Raw genomic sequence first — 16,043 nt, 5'->3', positions numbered from 1 at the left:
TACACTGTCGGTCAATGCCGGAAATCCGCCACCAGCCCGTCGCCCCCACCCGCACCCTGCGACTCGCGTCGGGTGACCGGATCGATGCCCACCGGCACGACGATCATCAGATCGTCTACGCGGGCCGCGGAGTGCTGGCAGTCGCGACCGATCAAGGATCCTGGGTCGCCCCGGCGACTCGCGCCATCTGGATTCCCGCCGGCACCTTTCACGCGCATCGGGCGTACGGAGAGCTCAGCCTGCACACCGTGGGCCTGCCCGCCGCCGACAATCCACTTCGGCTCGATGCGCCGACGGTTCTGGCCGTCGGACCGCTGCTGCGTGAGCTGATCGTCGCCTACACGGCGGGCGAGACGAACACCCCGGAACGAAGGCGACTCCGCGCGGTAATGCTCGACCAGCTTCGGATCTCGCCGCAGCAGCCACTGCATGTGCCCACTCCGACCGCTCCCCTGCTTCGCGCGGTATGCGACATCATGCACGCCGATCCCGGCGACACCCGCACGCTCGCCGAACTCGGCCGGGAGGTCGGAGCCAGCGAACGCAGCTTGTCCCGGCTGTTCCGTCAGGATCTCGGCATGACATTCCCGCAGTGGCGCACGCAATTACGTCTGCACCAGGCACTCGTTCTGTTGGCGGAGCGAACGCCGGTGACGACGGTGGCACACCAGTGCGGTTGGTCATCCGCGAGCGCTTTCATCGAGGTGTTCCGTCGCAGCTTCGGCCACACCCCCGGCACGTCAGCCCGAGCCAGCAGAGCCGAGTTTAACTGCGCGCCAACGTAACCGGACCCCATCCACGTCGATCCGGATGTCACTGAAGCCCGTTTGACCGAGCCGTGAGCGCAGATCGTCCGGCCGGACCGGGTTGTAGGTGTCGCCGATATGGATGATCCGGAACGGCAGCGACGGCAGGCGATCGCTGCCGGCGAATACCCCGCCGGGCTTGAGAACGCGGAACGCCTCAGCGAACAACTGATCCTGCAGTCCGACTGTCGGCACGTGATGCAGCATCGTGAAGCAGACCACCGAGCTGAAGTGGTTGTCGGGCAATCCGGTGCTGGCACCGTCACCATGAATGACACGCGCCCGCTCGCCATAGCGCTCCTGCAGCCGTTCGGCCATCTGTTTGTCGACTTCGACGGCGGTGACCGTGCCGGCCCGGTCGACCAGCGCCCGCAGCGTCGCCCCGTAACCGGGTCCGATTTCCAGTGTGCTGTCGCCCAATTCGACGTCGGCGAGCGCCCACGGCAGCAGATCATCGCGGACCATGTCGGCCCATCCCGCCGAGCTACAGCGTCGCCGGTGCAAGAGGTTCATCGCCATGACGTGGCGCCTTTCGGATCGGTCCGTACGTCCAGTCGAAACGGTATGGGATCCACGCTGCTGCTGGCTTTCGAAAATGAGCCGCCCATTGCCGGAAAACCGCCACGCTCAGCGGGCCCACCGCTTATTCGATACCCGCTGGTATCCATTCGATACCGAGGAGTATGCTGTTGCCCATGTCGCCCGTCAAGCCGCCACGAACGCGTCCCACCCGCGTGGAAGTCCGCGACCGAATTCTCGATGCGGCCTCGAAAGTCTTCGCTGCCGAAGGGTTCGCCGGCGCCACCATCGACGCGATCGGTCAGGCCGCCGGATTCACCAAAGGTGCGGTCTACTCGAACTTCGATTCCAAGGACGACCTGTTCTTGGCGCTGCTCGACCGCGAATTCGAGCTTCGTGGTTCGCAGATCGCGACAGCGCTGGAAAGCGGCGGCGACACCGCGGTCGCCGCACGCGACTTGAGCAGGTCCGTGCTCGAATCAGTGCACAGTCAGGCCGACTTCTACGTCCTGTTCGTCGAGTATTGGCTGCGCGCTGTGCGCGACCCCGCGCTTCGCGAGCGCCTGATCGCACGCCGTCACGCGGCGGCCACCGACCAGGCGTCCCAGATTTTCGGATCGGGCGCCACCGTCGCATCCGGCCGGCAGTTGGCCGACCTCGCCCAACTCGTCGTCACGGTGAATCTGGGGATCGCCATGGAAGAAGTCTTGCGACCGGGAATCATCGACCCTGGCCTGCTCGCCCAGCTGATCACCGCGCTGCTGGGATCGGTTGCGGCTGAGGCCGATCGGGGCGCATCGAAATGAGCGACGACGCGCAGGCGCCGGTTATCACCGCCACCGGGCTCGGGGTGGACGGCGAGCACGGACCGATCTTCTCGGGGATCGATCTCACCCTCGGCCCGGGCTTCCACGCCATCCAGATGCCCGGCGGGCCCGGACAGACCACGCTCCTCCTGACGGTGGCGGGCCGGTTCAAACCGACTCACGGCACCCTGACCGTGCTCGGCGACACCACGCCGCGGGCCATTCGGCGGCACTGCGCGATTGCGGCCTTCGCCGACATCGACGACCTGGAGGACGCGGTGACGGTCGAGACCGTGCTCGCCGAGCAACGTCGATGGCTGGCGCCGTGGTATTCGCCGATACCGCGGCAGGGCGGGCGGGCCGAAATGGAAGAGGTGTTCGGCGACACTCCCGCGCCGTCGCCGGACACCTACATCGTCGAATTGTCGGACCTGGAACTGTTTCTGCTGCGCATCACCCTGGCGACGCTGTCGAAGCGGCCGATCCTGGTGGTCGGCGACCTCGAGCAGGTACGCGACAACGCCCGCCGCCAGATCGCGGTGGACCGACTCGGCGCGATCGCCGCGCAGCGCACCGTCGTCGTCGGGGTGACCAACCCACTCGGCACCGACGCACCCGACCACGAACTACACGATCACCGGACCGAAGGAGACTGACGATGCTCGCTGGACTCGCATTCGGTTCAGAAATCAAGCGTTTCGGCCGCAGCCGCATGACCCGCACCGCGATTGTCGTGTTGATGCTGCTGCCACTGGTTTACGGCGCGCTGTACCTGTGGGCGTACTGGGATCCCTTCGGTCACACCAACAAAATGCCCGTGGCGCTGGTCAACTCCGATCGCGGCGCCGTGGTGTCCGGGCAGCAGTTCAACGCCGGTGCCGAGATCGTCAAGAGCCTGACCGCCGACGGCAGCCTGGACTGGCACGTCGTCAGCCTTCAGGATGCCCGTAGCGGGGTCGACCACGGCAAGTACTACTTCATGGTCGAACTGCCACCGGATTTCAGCGCGGCGATCGCGTCGCCGGTGACGGGGCAACCGAAGAAGGCCAACCTGATCGCCGTGTACAACGACGCCAACAACTACATCTCGACAAGCATCGGCCGCACCGCGATCAGTCAGGTGCTCAATGCCGTATCGTCCCGGATATCCGGCCAGGCCGTCAATCAGATGCTCTCCGTGGTGGTTTCGTCGGGCTCCGGCGTCAAACAGGCCGCCGATGGGGCCGCCCGGCTCGACGACGGCGTCGGGCAACTGCTGACCGGCCTGGACACCGCACGGGCGGGGTCGGAGACGCTGGCCACCGGCGCCAAACAGCTTTCCGACGGAATCAATCAGGCCACTGACCCGCTGGTCGCCGTCAGCAAGGCCGTGTCGCAGATCGCCGGTAACACCGAACAACTCCAGCAAGGCGCAACCGCACTGCAGCAGGCCAATGATCAGATCGGCGCCATCGGCACAGCGCAAGACGCCGCGGCGAATGCACTGACGTCGGTGATCGACCAGCTGTCCGCTCGACAAGATCCGTTGGCCAACAACCTACGCGGCATTCAGGACCAGCTCCGGGGACACCAGCTCACACCCCAGATCCGCCAGCAGCTCACCGACGCGCAGAACGCGGCGATCGCCATGACATCGGGATTGCGCAACCCCGGCTCCCCGCTGGGGTCGGCGCTCGACCAGGTCGGCAGCAAGGGCCGCGATCTGTCCAACAAGCTCACCCAGCTTCGCGACGGGGCTCAGCAGGTGGCTACCGGAAACGCCCAGTTGGCAAGCGGCATAGCCAAACTCGACGACGGCGCCAAGCAGCTCAAGGCGGGATCGGCCGAACTCGCGACCAAGCTGGCCGACGGAGCCAAGCAGGTTCCCGATTGGAGCGACCAGCAGAAGGATGCCGTCGCCGACACCATCGGCGGCCCCGTCCAACTCGAAGCCTCGCACGAAAACGCCGCACCCAACTTCGGCACCGGCATGGCGCCATTCTTCCTCACGCTGGCGTTGTTCTTCGGCGCGCTCGTGCTGTGGATGGTGTTGCGACCCTTGCAGACCCGACCGATCGCCGCGGAGGTGCTGGCGATCCGCGTGGTGCTGGCCAGCTACCTGCCCGCGGCGGCGATCGCGGTATTGCAAGCCACCATCCTGTACTGCGTGGTGCGATTCGCTCTGGGCATGCATGCGGTGCACCCCGTCTCGATGCTGGCGTTCATGGTTCTCATCTCGTGTTCGTTCGTGGCCGCGACGCAAGCGATCAACGCCCTGGTCGGCCCGGCGGTCGGCCGCGTGCTGCTGATGGCGCTGCTGATGCTGCAGCTTGTCAGCGCCGGCGGGATGTATCCCGTGGAGACCACGTCCAAGCCGTTCCAGGTCTTGCACGTTTTCGATCCGATGACCTACGGCGTCAACGGGCTTCGGCAGCTCATCCTCGGCGGCATCGATCATCGACTGTGGCAGGCGATCATCGTGCTGCTCGGTATATGGGCTGTGGCGCTGGCGATCTCATGCCTGTCGGCGCGACGTCATCAGCTGTGGAACCTCGAACGGCTGATACCGGCGATCAAGATGTAGGCCCTTGGGGTGTCTGCGGAATCGGAAGCCGCGCGGACTCGTCCAGGTCGACGTCGAGCGCGTTGAGCATCAGCGCCAGACCGGCGTAGCGGCCGATCACCATCAGCACCTCGACGGTGACCTCCGAACCGAGCACCTCGTGCACGTCGCCGAATACCACCGCCGACACGGTGCGGGTGGTCAGCAGCTCGGTCGTCAACCTCAGCACGGCGAGTTCAGCACCCTCGAAACGTCCGTTCTGCCAACCGGAGTCGGTCAGGATGGCGTCGATCTCGTCAGCGCCGACCCCGGCGGTGCGCGCCACATCCCGGTGCTGGCCGAGTTCGTAGGGACTGTCCATCAGATACGCGGTGCGCAGGACGGCGAGTTCGCGCAACCGCAGCGGCAACGTCGTACTCGTCAGCGCCGCGTCGCCGGCCAGCATCCAGCCGGTGAAGACGTTCTCGGCGTTGGCAAGTGCGCGGTAGACATTGAGATTGCCGCGCGCGTTGGTCAATTCGCGGGCCCTACCCGTCATCTGCTCCGGTTCGCGATAGGCGATGCGAGTCATGACACGTCGGTATCGGGATCGACGTCGACGGCATTGAGCACTAACGCCAGCCCGTAGTAACAGCTGACGATCATCAGCAACTCGGTGAGGGCCTCGTCACCCAACGCCGCGCGGCAGGCAGCGAACGAGTCGTCGGTCAGCCGACGGGCGGTGCACAGTTCGGTGACGAGGTCGAGCACGAGCCGTTCGGTGTCGGTGAAGTCGTCGGCGTCGAGATCACCCAGGATCGCGTTGATCTGCTGTTCGGTCAGCCCGGCACTGCGGGCGATCCCGGTGTGCTGGCTCAGCTCGTAGCGCGAGCGCTGTAGATGGGCGACCCGCAGGATGACCGCCTCCCGCGTCCGCGGGCTGAAGGTGGGGCTGTCGAACAGTTCGTCGACCAGCTGTGTCCAGCCGGCGAACACGCGTGGCGCGTTGGCCAGTATTCGAAACGCGTTGAGCTTCCCGCGCCGCGTGGTGAAGTCGCGGATCGATGCCGGCTGCGCCTCGAGGTCGGCCGGCGGTATGCGTGACATGGGTGTGCTCCCTGGGCTATTCAGCGCTGTCGGACAGGACGAAGGTCCAGTCCAGGGTCACGAACGGCACGTTGACGGTTGTCCCGTCCGGGGCAACGCCGGGCTCGTGACGCACGAAATCCGCCTGCAGCGACTCGACATCGGCGAACACCGCGTCGCGGTTGATATACGGGTCGTCGCGATAGAACAGTTGAGTGATCAGCGACTGATACCCGTCAGCGTGCAACCAGAAATGCACGTGCTGGGGACGCATGACGGACCGGTTGGCGCCGCGCATGATTTCCCCGCAGGGGCCGTCGGTGGGCACCGGGTAGTAGCGGGGCGTGATGGACCGGTACCAGAATCGACCGTCGTCGTCGGTGGTCAACAGCGCCCGCATGGCGAACTCGTCGTGCAGCTTCTCGGTCTGCTGGACGTCGTAGAACCCCTCGCCGTCGCTGTGCCAGGTGTCGACGTGCGCGCCGGCAACCGGTTCGCCGCGCTCGTCGACGACGCGGCCGGTGACGAACATCGGCGTGCCGGACACACCATCGGAGATGTCATCGCCGTTGTCGGCAGTGGGCCGGCCCGCCACGTAGAACGGACCGAGCAGCGCCGACGACGTGACCGACGACCCGGCGTGCTGGTTGATCCTGTCCAGCAGCATGCTGAATCCCAGTATGTCGGACAGCAACATGACCTCCTGACGGGTGGAACTGGAGACCTTACCCACCCGCTCGAGGAAATCCATTGCGGCGAACCATTCCTCGCCGGTCAGGCGCACGTCGCGGGCGAAGTCGTGTAGGTGCTGCACCAGACTCACGAACACTTGCCGGAACCGGTCATCGGTCGCGGTGTCGAAGCTCCGTTGGACGGCTTCGGTGATGGTGTGTTCGGTCAGGTCGGGTGACATGGCATGGCCTCTCTGCGTAATTGCTACGTTAGGGCCGGATCACGACGCGGCCGGCGGTGTGGTCGGCGACGGCCTGGTATGCCGCCGCCGCGTCGTCGAGCGAGTACGTGGCGGCGATGGGGAGCGGCCGAAACTTCCCGGACTCGAAATACGGTGCCATCGCCTCGAGGCGTCGCGCGGAGTCGACCGCGGTCAGCTTGCCGCTGTCGGTGCCGAGGATGCGGGTTTCGTTGTGGTACAGGTCGAGTAGGTTGATTTCCACGCTGGGTGAGCCGACGGCGCTGATCACCACAAGCCTGCCGCGCAGTGCCAGTGCGGCCAGCGCCGCCGGCGTGGTCACGCCTCCCACGGCGTCATACACCACGTCGGCTCCCCGCCCGCCGGTCCGTCGCTTGATCGCTTCGACCACATCAGCGGCCGGGTCGAAGACAACGAAGTCGTCGATGACAGCCGCGGCGGGTGTATCGACTGCGGGCGGGCGACGATCCACTCCGATCACTGTGGCGCCGAGCGCATGAGCGACTTGCGCCACGGCTCCCCCGACCCCGCCGGAAACCCCGAACACGGCGATGGTTTCGTCCCCCGACAGAGCCGCGGTTTCCACCGCCCCGTACCAGGCGACGACGAAGTTGACCCCGACGGCCGAGGCTTCGTCGAAGCTGAGTCGCTCAGGCTTGCGCACCAGGGCCTCCACCGGCATCGCGATCAGCTCCGCGTGTGACCCGTCGCGGGTGAACCCGATGTCCCCGCCGGTGCCCCACACCGGGATCCCGGTCCATTCCGGCGGCCCGCTGACCACCACTCCGGCGAAGTCACGTCCGGGTGTTCGCGGGAGCACCGTCCAATCCATCGCGCCGGCAACGTTTTTGACGTCCGACGGGTTCACCGAAGCGGCGTCCACCCGGATCACAGCTTCGTGCGCTGTCCCCGCCGGGTCCGGCAGATCCGCGATGTGCAGAACTCCCGGATCGCCGAATTCGGTGAAACGCAGAGCCCGCATGACTGATCTTGTCGGCGCTAGGTGAGCCGCGCGAACTCTTTCTGCAGTCCGTCCAGGTATTTCAGCGTCTGATCGCGCGGCTCGGTCGGCAACTCCACAACCACATGATCGACGCCGATGTCGCGGTATCGTTCGATTTCCGACGCCGTGGATTCGCCTATATGCATGGCGATCACCGGCACGTCGGCACCGGCGACGGCGCGCAGTTGCTCGAGCTGCCCGGACAGTGCGTCGGCCGACGGCCCCAACGACAACCACCCCGCACCGAGTTTGGCAATGCGCTCGAAATTGGCGGGTCCTCCACCGATATACAGCGGCGCGTAGGGCTGGGTCTGCGGCTTGGGCCAACTGTAGATGGGGTCGAAGTCGACGAATTTCCCGTGGAATTCCGCCTTTTCGTTGATCCAGATCTCGACCATCGCCTGGAGCCGTTCGTCCACCAGGCGCCCCCGCACGCGGGGGTCGGCGCCGTGGTTGGCGATCTCTTCGCGGAGCCAGCCGACGCCCACGCCGAACCGAAATCGTCCGTTGGAGATCAGGTCCAGCGAGGTGACTTCCTTGGCGGTCTGGATCGGGTCGCGCTGCGCGACGAGTGCGATGCCGGTACCCACGATGAGTGTCTCGGTCGCGACGGCGGCCGCCGTCAGTGCCACGAATGGATCCAGGGTGCGGTAGTACTTTCGCGGTATCGGGCCGCCCATCGGGTAGGGCGTCTTGGCGTCCACCGGGATATGCGAATGCTCGGCCACAAACAATGAAGCAAAGCCGCGTTCTTCCAACCCGGGACCCAACTCTGTCGGCCCGATTCCCTCGTCGGTCAAAAATGTCAGCACACCGATCTGCATGCTCGCTCCCATCGGCCTAATCCGTCGGCGCGGACGCCTCGCCCGCCCTGGTGTTGCGGCGCACCGCGCCCCACAGTCCGGTACCAACGCCCACGGCGGCGCCCCCTATTCCGATGAGCCGCTGCGAGCGTGCCATCTCGTGGTGGACGCTGATCCCTCCGAGCAGGTCAGCCGCGTCCGCGCCCGCCGATGCCAGTAGCCACCCGCGGGTGTTCCTGCCGCGCAATGCCGACACCGCAAGGAGGCCGCCGATCAGCGCGTCCCGGTATCCCATCGACCGCAGCAGTAGCTGGGTGGTCGGCGTGGGTTTGTCCGGATCTCCCCACCACCGGTTGGCGCGCAGCGGGTCGACGAGGAACGAGATCCCGGAAGCAAGTCGGATACTGCCGACAGCGAGGCCGAAACGATCGATAGTCATGATCGGCAGCTTAGGAGTCGCTACTGTCGACCGCGGCGCCATTCAGGCGAAAGCGCAGCGGTAGGAGGGTTGGCCGGAGATGCCGGATTCAGCAGCCGAGGCGTCCGCGGCCGCCTCAGCGCCGAGGTTTGAACCTGACGAACGATGGGTGCCCGCCGACGAGCGACGGTTCGGCCTGGACCGGCGCACCCTTGTGCCGACGCTGGTGGTGTTCGCCATCGTCATCACGATGGCGGTGGTGTTGCCCGTCATCAACGCGTCGGTGCCTTACCACGACATCGTTAGGGCCGGTGATGTTCTGGAACTCGAGGGCGGCGTGACGTTTGTGCCGGAGGCCGGTTGGGGCATCACGTCCGGTTTGCGCGCAGGCCATGCCCCGCTGTCCGGCCAGTACCCCGCTACCGCCGTGGTCGAGGACGGGGCGCTGAAATTCACCGTCCGCACCGGGCCGTTCCACGGCGACACCGGACAGTTGATCGACCAGATCGAGACGACCTCTGAGGCGCTGAATCGCGGTCGCGGCGTGCGCATTACCGGGGCACCCAGCACGCTGATGACCACGCAGGGCAAAGAGGGCGCGTCGGTGCACGTCACCGGACCGCATACGTCCGGTGTGATCGCCGCCTTCGTGTTCGGCAGCCGTGGAGTCGAAGCAGTAGCGACGGGCCCGTCCGACGCCAACTCGGAACCCAGTGTTGCGGTGCTCCGGATGATCGGCAGCATCAGCCAGATCGACAACGGCAAGCAATGACCGCGCCGTCGCTCGCCGAACTCGACCGCGCCCGCGATGAGGCGCTCGACCTCTCCGGCTGGGGACGGCGGTTCGTCTTCTATCAGCCACGTAACTTGGCCTTCTGGGCATATCTGGGTCTGGTCGGCATCGGAATCCTCAATTTCATCTCAACGCTCGCCCGCGAATACAACGCCTACGGCGAAGCGATCGGGCTGGCGGTGACGTCATTCGCCATCTACGCCGGATTGTTCTGGTGGTTCACCGATCGCGTCGACCACTACGCCAAACTGCCGCACAAGCTGATGGTCATCGCCTTCTTGTGGGGTGGCTTCGCAGCCACCGGAACGATGGCCGCGAACGCCAACGACGCGATTCTCGCCCTGTACAGCAAGACGTTCGGCCAAGTGTGGGCGCTGAATTGGGGCCCGGGGCTCGCCGCCCCGTTCACCGAAGAGCTGGCGAAAGGTTCCGGCCTGCTGCTGCTGATCGCGTTGGCGCAGCGGCAAATCCGAACGGCCTTCGACGGGTTCATCCTGGGCGCGTTCATCGGGTTGGGCTTCCAGATCGTCGAGGACATCAGCTATGCGATGACGTCCGCGGGTACTCAGTTCGGCGCCAACCAGATTGGCGCCTCCGCGGGGACCATCATCCTGCGCATGGTCAGCGGGGTGGCCGCGCACATCCTTTACAGCGCCATCTTCTGCGCCGGAATCGTCTATCTCCTCGGCCGGCCCGCCGAACCACGCAGGATCGGGCGCGGTCTGCTGCTGATCGCGATTCCGATGCTGCTGCACGGAACATGGGACTCGATCGCGGCGCTGGCCGGTACCAACGCGCTCACGATGATCGGACTGCTCCTCGGCACCATCGCCATCGCACTGATAATCGTCGCGCGGGTGTACAAACTGACCGTCACCCGAGAACGGGAGTTCGTCCGCGCGGTGATGGCCCCCGAGCAGGCTCGCAACGTCATCACACCGGTCGAACTCGATGCGATGGCCGGTAAACGCAAGGCGCGCAAGGCATATCGCAAAGCCGGCCGCACTCGGGGCGAACGCAGACGCGCCCGCTACATCCTTAACGCCGCCTATGCGTTGGCCGACGAACTGGCCGCGTCGCGCGGCGCCGACACCGACCGGGTGCGCTTCGCACGTTCGGAGGTCGGCAGAATTCGGGCGGGTCTGCCGTCGCCGTGGTGAGTCAGCACTTACGACGAGCCTTCACCGTTCGGCTCCCGCGCGAGCAGCCAGCCGGCGCAGCAGCGCCGACCGACCGCCGTTGGGAACGGTGTGCACCGCATGTCCCGCCAGGCCGAAGCCGCCGAGCAGCTGGTTGGCGGCCACCCACCCGGTTGTCGCGGCACGCTCCATCAATGCCACCGGCAGGTCGATGCGAATCCCGTCGCCCGCCAGCACCACTCGCGAATCCGGTGTCTGCACAGTGGGCCGATCGGTGAAGTCGCCCGGGGCGAAACGGGGACAGTCGTCCCGTCGCAACAGGCGCTCGTCGAGGATCGCCGCGCCGAAGGTCTCCGGGTACAGTTCGTGCATGCGAGCCACCAGAGCGTCACGCACCTCGTCGCCGGAGCCCGTCACCGAATAGGCGTGTAGCTCCACCACCGAACCGCCTGTGCGAGCGGCCCATTGCGCGGCTTCGCGTTCGTAACGCTCCAGGACACTGACATTGTCCAAAGGTGGACGGCCGCCCGTCCCGACAAATGCCGCTCGATCAGCGCGCAGTGGGCGGTCCAGCCACAACCGCAGTACGACGAACGGCGGCGCGGTGTGAAGATCGGCGACCCGGCGCCGCCATCCGGCATCGCCCAGGCCGGGTGATCCCGCGACAATGTGACGCAAGCCGGCCACATCGGTGGCCAGAACAACCGCATCCGCGGCGAATTCTCTATCCGTGCCGCAGTGCACCCGCACGTCGGAGGCCAGCGAGAGGCCGTCGACAGTGAGTCCAGTGTGAAACCGGACACCGTTGTCCTCCAGGTACTTCCGCAGCGGGTCCCACAGTGCGACTTCGAAATTCGCATTGGCCACGTCGAACGTCAGCCCCTCACTGGAACCGAGGAAGTAAATGTGGAACATCGTCACAAGCTCGGCAGCCGACAGAAACTCCGGCCTGGCGAAGAAGCTGCGGGCGAACACCTCGAATGCCAGATGCCGGGCAGCGTCGGGAAAGTTTATGTCGCTCAGGAATGTTCCGGCGTCTCTGTCGTCAAGTTGGTAGTAGGTCCGGGGCACCGACACCGTCGCCAGCGGTGCGGCGGCCTTGGCGTCCAGCCGAATCAGGTCGCGCAGCCGGAATGTCGGGCTGCGCATCGCGAACGCCAGCGCATTCAGTGGTGGCGTGCGGGGCAGGCCGCGGAACGTGTCGCGGCGTCCGAGCGCGTCGACCAACGGATAGTCATCGACCGCCCTGAGCGCCGACAGGTGCGGATCCGCCCGCCGTAGCAAGCTCCGCAAGTTGTAGTACTGGCGGAAAAACGCGTGAAAACCCCGGTTCATGGCCGCTACGGAACCGTCGGCCAGGGTGTCGGGCCATCCGCCGACCCGGCCGCCGAGGTAGTCGCAGGCTTCCACGACGTCGACCCTGACTCCGCGCTCGCACAGGCCGGCCGCGGCAGCAAGGCCGGCGATTCCGGCGCCCACGACGACCACATGCGGCACCCGCGCCAAGGCACTGGCGTCGGTCAGGCCCGGCGATGCCGGCAGCGTCTGACGTTGCCGATCCGTCACGTTCATCGCTGCTCACCTACTCCCGTGCCGGAGCCGCGCGCCCCAGGCCCGGGTGATGCCCGCGGTGGCGACGGCGAGTCGCCGCGGCTTGCCGACGGTGGCGCGCTGACTGAAGATCTCGAAATCGAGCTCCTCGATCCGTTCCAGGATCTCCGAGTACAGGGTCAGTGCCGCTGCCACACACGGACGCGACACCGGGGCCAGCATCTCAATTCCGGTTCGGGCCTGCTCGTAGACGCCGCGGACAATCGCATGCTGCTCGACCATTGCCCGACGTACGCGAGGATCGGTGCGCCGATTGGTGTGGCACCAGGCCAGCACGTCGCGGTCAACGCCGTGGGCGGCGAGCTCGTCGGCCGGCAGATAGACGCGGCCACGCCGCAGATCTTCGTCGACATCCCTGATGAAGTTGGTGAGCTGAAACGCTTTTCCGAGCGCGGCGGCGCGCGGCGCGGCGTCCTCCCTCGGGCCGACGGTTCCCAGAATCGGCAGCACCTGCAGCCCGATCACTTCCGCCGAGCCGTACATGTAGCGCTCCAGCGCGGCACGGTCCGGGTAGTCGGTGACGGTCAGGTCCATCCGCATCGAAGCCAGGAAATCGTCGAAGAGGTCCCATCCAATGTCGTACTTGCGCGAGACGTGGACCACCGCCGTCAACGTCGGGTCGTCGCCGCACGGCTGGTTCTTCACCAGGCTGTTGAACAAAAGCATGGACAGCTCCTGAAGCTGCTGTGCCCGCAGGTCCACGTCGCGAGCAGCATCGAAGTCGTCGAGAATGTCGTCGGCGCGCCGGGCGAACCCGTACAGCGCGTGCACGGCGGGCCGCTGCCTGGGCGCCAACAACCGGGTAGCCAGAAAAAAGGTTTTGCCGTGACGGGCGTTGATCGCGCGACACCGCCGGTAGGCCTCCCGCAGCGACGGGTCACCCACGCCGGCAGCGTCGAGTTCCGAGCCGATCACCGCTGGTAAACCTTGCGATTCAGGTGTCGTGCCGACACTCCGGTGATCCGATCCGCAGCCAGCCGCCCAGACAGGATCGCGGTGGGCACGCCCACACCGGGCACCGTCGACGAGCCGGCCAGCACTACGTTATCGACCCCGCGCACAGTGTTGGCGGGCCGAAACGGACCGGTCTGGCTGAAGGTGTGCGCCAACGCAAACGGTGTGCCCGCCGCCATTCCCTGACGGGCCCAATCGGCGGGAGTCACCACGTGCAGCAGCTCGGCGTCGTCGCCGAGCGCAGGGAGCCGCTTCCTGACCGCACCCAGCATCTGCTCGACGTACGTCGACGAGATGTCGTCCCAATTCACCTTGCCCACTTGGGTATTCGGCGCGGGAGCCAGAATGTAGAGAAGATCGCGACCGGGCGGCGCCAAAGTCGGGTCACTGGCAGTCGGTCGGGTCACCAGCAGCGACGGATCGCCCATCACGCGTCCGTCGTCGATGATGTCGCGGAAGGTCTGCTGCCAGGCGTCGCCGAACAAGATTGTGTGGTGCCCGATTTCGTTGTCGAGCGCGCTGCACCCGACGTGCGCGACGACGGCCGACGGCGCCGGACGCAACCGCAGCAGCCGCCGCGGCGTACGGCCCAGCAGCCGATACGTGTCGGGGAGCTCGGTGGTGAGCACCACCGCGTCGGCAAGAACCCGCTGTCCGCCCGACGTATGCACCGCGGTAACCCTGGAGCCGCTCCACTCCAGCCCGGAAACCGATGAGCCATAGACGAATTTGACTCCTGCGTCCGCCGCGGCGGCGGCCATCGCGTCGGGCAGCGCCCGCATCCCGCCGCGCGGAAAATAAACTCCGGCGATGGTGTCCATGTATGCGATCACCGCGTAAACCGCCAACGCGCTCTGCGGAGGAACCCCCGCATAAAGCGCTTGGAAGGTGAACACCCGCAGCAGCCGCTCGTCGTTGACGAACCGGCGCACCATCGTCTCCCAGCGCCGAAAGCCGCCCAGCGCGATGAGGCGGACCAGCTGCGGTGTCATCAGCGAGAGCGGTGAGTCGAAGTTGGCACCGATGAACCCGTCGAATTCGTTGCGGTACAGCTTGGTCAGCCATTCGCGTAGCTGCAGATAGGCATCGGCGTCCCGACGTCCGGCGAACCGTTCGACTGCGTTGAACATCGCCGTCGTGTCGGTGTGGACCTGCAACGTGCTGCCGTCAGCGAACATCGCCCGATAGGCCGGGTGCACCGGCTGTAGTTCGATGCGGTCAGTGAGCGTTTCGCCGACCGCCGCGAAAGCCTCGTCGATGATGTCGGGCATGGTCAGCACCGTCGGTCCGGTGTCGAGGCGATAGCCGGAAATGTCGGCACGACCGACTCGGCCGCCGGGATGCTCACCGCGTTCGACCACGGTGACGGTGCGACCGCGGCCGGCCAAATGCAGCGCCGTGGACAATCCGGAAAGGCCGGCGCCGACGACGACGACTTGGTCGGTTCTTCCATCAACGGTGCGCATCAGGCGGTCCTTTCAGCGCAGACGACGGCCATGTCTTTCAGTGCGGCGCGGGTTATTTCGGGAATGCGGGCAGTGTCGAGGCAGTCCAGCGCCCGGGTCAGACGCTCGTCGATGAGTTGTTCGATCCATTGCACGGCACCGCTGACGGTGATCAGGGCTCGCCAGCGTTCGGCGTCAGCAGGGCCCAGCGCCGGACTGCTCATCAGTTCGGCCAGCTGCCGCCGCAGTCCGGCGTCGGCCAGTTGATGAGCGGCGACGACCACGCTGGTGGCCTTCTGCGCTGTGAGATCGGTGTCGACCGATTTGCCGGTCACTGTCTGTGACCCGAACACTCCGAGGAGGTCGTCCCGCAGTTGAAAAGCCTCGCCGATGGCGGAGCCGTAGCCGGCGAGGGCGGCGAGAACCTCCGGTGCGCAGCCGGCCATCGCCCCTCCGATCTCCAAGGGCCGCCGAACCGTGTAGTTGCCCGATTTTCGCCTCAGCACGTCGAGAACTTCGTCGAGCGTCGGGAAGGAATGAGAATCGTTGACCAGATCGGCGAATTGACCGATCGCCAACTCGATGCGCATATCGTCGTAGCGGCGCCAGGCCCGGGCGAGCGCTCCAGCGTCGATTCCACTCTCGCGCATCATTTTCTCTCCCCACACCAGGCACAGGTCGCCAAGCAGTACCGCTGCCGACTCCCCGAACCGGTCCGACGAACCCGTCAGCCCGCGCTCGCGGTGCCAACGACCGAACGACACGTGTGCGGACGGCCGCCCCCGGCGTAACGCCGATTCGTCCATGACATCGTCTTGCATGAGCGCGAACGCGTGAAAAAGCTCGAGGCTGGCCGACGCGCGCAGCGCCGACTCGTCGTCCTGCGCACCGCACAACCAGCCCAGGTACATGAACGTCGAGCGCACGTACTTGCCGCCGTCGACGAAGCCCGCGAGTACCTCGAACGCGACGTCGACGTTGGTGCCACCGAGGTCGGTACGGCACTGATTCGCCACGAATTCGATGAGGTGTGTGCGCACGGCGGCGCGCACGTCCGCACGCCAGTGGGACCGACCGCCGGTACCTGAATAGCTTCGGTACTCACGCTTGCGGCGATGCGGCGGAGCCAGCGCCCGCGGCACGCCGTTACGAGTGCTCAACTGCGCGCCTTCGCGCAGTGGCCGCGGTACGAATCCGCAGACATTCGA

The 16,043-nt window shown here is 66.2% G+C and carries 17 protein-coding genes; 6 read left to right on the top strand and 11 right to left on the bottom strand.

The window, feature by feature from the left end; translation table 11 throughout:
* Window positions 1-14 precede the first annotated feature (14 nt).
* Entirely contained in the window at window positions 15-785 is a 771-nt protein-coding gene (locus G6N27_RS24040) for an AraC family transcriptional regulator (protein ID WP_163780805.1), read from the top strand.
* On the opposite strand, the gene G6N27_RS24035 is transcribed toward G6N27_RS24040, so the two are convergent.
* Window positions 741-1,325, bottom strand: coding sequence for a class I SAM-dependent methyltransferase (locus G6N27_RS24035; protein ID WP_163780803.1), 585 nt, complete (start codon window positions 1,323-1,325; stop codon window positions 741-743). The genes G6N27_RS24040 and G6N27_RS24035 overlap by 45 nt on opposite strands.
* A 164-nt stretch (window positions 1,326-1,489) precedes the next feature.
* Between G6N27_RS24035 and G6N27_RS24030 the strand changes: the two genes are divergently transcribed.
* From G6N27_RS24030 to G6N27_RS24020, 3 genes are read left to right on the top strand one after another with little or no spacing between them, the layout of a single operon-like run.
* Window positions 1,490-2,131 carry a TetR/AcrR family transcriptional regulator gene (locus G6N27_RS24030; protein WP_163780801.1) on the top strand — a complete coding sequence of 214 codons (642 nt, stop codon included), beginning with the start codon at window positions 1,490-1,492 and terminating at the stop codon, window positions 2,129-2,131.
* The gene (locus G6N27_RS24025; RefSeq protein WP_232064781.1) at window positions 2,128-2,787 is read left to right on the top strand and encodes a P-loop NTPase family protein; all 660 of its coding nucleotides are present in this window, start codon (window positions 2,128-2,130) and stop codon (window positions 2,785-2,787) included. The genes G6N27_RS24030 and G6N27_RS24025 overlap by 4 nt, the downstream gene beginning before the upstream one ends.
* A 2-nt stretch (window positions 2,788-2,789) precedes the next feature.
* Window positions 2,790-4,694, top strand: a complete 1,905-nt coding sequence (locus G6N27_RS24020) for a YhgE/Pip domain-containing protein (RefSeq protein ID WP_163780799.1) — start codon at window positions 2,790-2,792, stop codon at window positions 4,692-4,694.
* Here the strand turns inward: G6N27_RS24020 and G6N27_RS24015 are convergent.
* From G6N27_RS24015 to G6N27_RS23990, 6 genes are read right to left on the bottom strand one after another with little or no spacing between them, the layout of a single operon-like run.
* The gene (locus G6N27_RS24015) at window positions 4,684-5,244 is read right to left on the bottom strand and encodes a carboxymuconolactone decarboxylase family protein (protein ID WP_163780797.1); all 561 of its coding nucleotides are present in this window, start codon (window positions 5,242-5,244) and stop codon (window positions 4,684-4,686) included. The genes G6N27_RS24020 and G6N27_RS24015 overlap by 11 nt on opposite strands.
* Complete coding sequence (locus G6N27_RS24010; RefSeq protein ID WP_163780794.1) at window positions 5,241-5,759, bottom strand: carboxymuconolactone decarboxylase family protein; 519 nt, start codon at window positions 5,757-5,759, stop codon at window positions 5,241-5,243. The genes G6N27_RS24015 and G6N27_RS24010 overlap by 4 nt, the downstream gene beginning before the upstream one ends.
* Before the next feature lie 16 nt (window positions 5,760-5,775).
* Window positions 5,776-6,651 (bottom strand): dioxygenase family protein, encoded by an 876-nt coding sequence (locus G6N27_RS24005; RefSeq protein ID WP_163780792.1) that lies wholly within the window; start codon window positions 6,649-6,651, stop codon window positions 5,776-5,778.
* A 28-nt stretch (window positions 6,652-6,679) separates the two neighbouring features.
* The gene (locus tag G6N27_RS24000) at window positions 6,680-7,651 is read right to left on the bottom strand and encodes a quinone oxidoreductase family protein (RefSeq protein ID WP_163780790.1); all 972 of its coding nucleotides are present in this window, start codon (window positions 7,649-7,651) and stop codon (window positions 6,680-6,682) included.
* 17 nt (window positions 7,652-7,668) lie between these two features.
* Window positions 7,669-8,496, bottom strand: a complete 828-nt coding sequence (locus G6N27_RS23995) for an LLM class F420-dependent oxidoreductase (RefSeq protein WP_163782271.1) — start codon at window positions 8,494-8,496, stop codon at window positions 7,669-7,671.
* Window positions 8,497-8,512: 16 nt separating this feature from the next.
* Window positions 8,513-8,914 (bottom strand): DUF4267 domain-containing protein, encoded by a 402-nt coding sequence (locus tag G6N27_RS23990; protein WP_163780788.1) that lies wholly within the window; start codon window positions 8,912-8,914, stop codon window positions 8,513-8,515.
* A gap of 79 nt (window positions 8,915-8,993) precedes the next feature.
* Between G6N27_RS23990 and G6N27_RS23985 the strand changes: the two genes are divergently transcribed.
* Both G6N27_RS23985 and G6N27_RS23980 read left to right on the top strand, forming a co-directional pair.
* Window positions 8,994-9,665 (top strand): hypothetical protein, encoded by a 672-nt coding sequence (locus G6N27_RS23985; protein WP_163780785.1) that lies wholly within the window; start codon window positions 8,994-8,996, stop codon window positions 9,663-9,665.
* A complete protein-coding gene (locus G6N27_RS23980; RefSeq protein ID WP_163780783.1) occupies window positions 9,662-10,846 on the top strand; it encodes a PrsW family intramembrane metalloprotease in 1,185 nt (394 codons plus the stop codon). Before G6N27_RS23985 ends, G6N27_RS23980 begins: the two co-directional genes overlap by 4 nt.
* Before the next feature lie 21 nt (window positions 10,847-10,867).
* On the opposite strand, the gene G6N27_RS23975 is transcribed toward G6N27_RS23980, so the two are convergent.
* The 4 genes from G6N27_RS23975 to G6N27_RS23960 are packed head-to-tail and all read right to left on the bottom strand — an operon-like array spanning window position 10,868 to window position 15,887.
* Window positions 10,868-12,391, bottom strand: coding sequence for an FAD-dependent oxidoreductase (locus G6N27_RS23975; RefSeq protein ID WP_163782269.1), 1,524 nt, complete (start codon window positions 12,389-12,391; stop codon window positions 10,868-10,870).
* A gap of 12 nt (window positions 12,392-12,403) precedes the next feature.
* A complete protein-coding gene (locus G6N27_RS23970) occupies window positions 12,404-13,351 on the bottom strand; it encodes a phytoene/squalene synthase family protein (RefSeq protein WP_163780781.1) in 948 nt (315 codons plus the stop codon).
* Window positions 13,348-14,856 carry a phytoene desaturase family protein gene (crtI, locus tag G6N27_RS23965; RefSeq protein WP_163780779.1) on the bottom strand — a complete coding sequence of 503 codons (1,509 nt, stop codon included), beginning with the start codon at window positions 14,854-14,856 and terminating at the stop codon, window positions 13,348-13,350. The genes G6N27_RS23970 and crtI overlap by 4 nt, the downstream gene beginning before the upstream one ends.
* Window positions 14,856-15,887, bottom strand: coding sequence for a polyprenyl synthetase family protein (locus G6N27_RS23960; RefSeq protein ID WP_232065171.1), 1,032 nt, complete (start codon window positions 15,885-15,887; stop codon window positions 14,856-14,858). The genes crtI and G6N27_RS23960 overlap by 1 nt, the downstream gene beginning before the upstream one ends.
* Window positions 15,888-16,043 lie beyond the last annotated feature (156 nt).

It is taken from the genome of Mycobacterium cookii (assembly GCF_010727945.1).
GTDB classification, from domain to species: Bacteria; Actinomycetota; Actinomycetes; order Mycobacteriales; family Mycobacteriaceae; genus Mycobacterium; species Mycobacterium cookii.
The sequence above is the reverse complement of the archived record's forward strand: the minus strand, read 5'-3'. Positions and strand labels throughout refer to the sequence as shown.

Coding starts and splice junctions, on each gene's coding strand:
- G6N27_RS24040 (WP_163780805.1), top strand. CDS start 15: ATGCCGGAAATCCGCCACCAGCCCGTCGCCCCCACCCGCACCCTGCGA.
- G6N27_RS24035 (WP_163780803.1), bottom strand. CDS start 1,325: ATGGCGATGAACCTCTTGCACCGGCGACGCTGTAGCTCGGCGGGATGG.
- G6N27_RS24030 (WP_163780801.1), top strand. CDS start 1,490: ATGCTGTTGCCCATGTCGCCCGTCAAGCCGCCACGAACGCGTCCCACC.
- G6N27_RS24025 (WP_232064781.1), top strand. CDS start 2,128: ATGAGCGACGACGCGCAGGCGCCGGTTATCACCGCCACCGGGCTCGGG.
- G6N27_RS24020 (WP_163780799.1), top strand. CDS start 2,790: ATGCTCGCTGGACTCGCATTCGGTTCAGAAATCAAGCGTTTCGGCCGC.
- G6N27_RS24015 (WP_163780797.1), bottom strand. CDS start 5,244: ATGACTCGCATCGCCTATCGCGAACCGGAGCAGATGACGGGTAGGGCC.
- G6N27_RS24010 (WP_163780794.1), bottom strand. CDS start 5,759: ATGTCACGCATACCGCCGGCCGACCTCGAGGCGCAGCCGGCATCGATC.
- G6N27_RS24005 (WP_163780792.1), bottom strand. CDS start 6,651: ATGTCACCCGACCTGACCGAACACACCATCACCGAAGCCGTCCAACGG.
- G6N27_RS24000 (WP_163780790.1), bottom strand. CDS start 7,651: ATGCGGGCTCTGCGTTTCACCGAATTCGGCGATCCGGGAGTTCTGCAC.
- G6N27_RS23995 (WP_163782271.1), bottom strand. CDS start 8,496: ATGCAGATCGGTGTGCTGACATTTTTGACCGACGAGGGAATCGGGCCG.
- G6N27_RS23990 (WP_163780788.1), bottom strand. CDS start 8,914: ATGACTATCGATCGTTTCGGCCTCGCTGTCGGCAGTATCCGACTTGCT.
- G6N27_RS23985 (WP_163780785.1), top strand. CDS start 8,994: ATGCCGGATTCAGCAGCCGAGGCGTCCGCGGCCGCCTCAGCGCCGAGG.
- G6N27_RS23980 (WP_163780783.1), top strand. CDS start 9,662: ATGACCGCGCCGTCGCTCGCCGAACTCGACCGCGCCCGCGATGAGGCG.
- crtI (WP_163780779.1), bottom strand. CDS start 14,856: ATGCGCACCGTTGATGGAAGAACCGACCAAGTCGTCGTCGTCGGCGCC.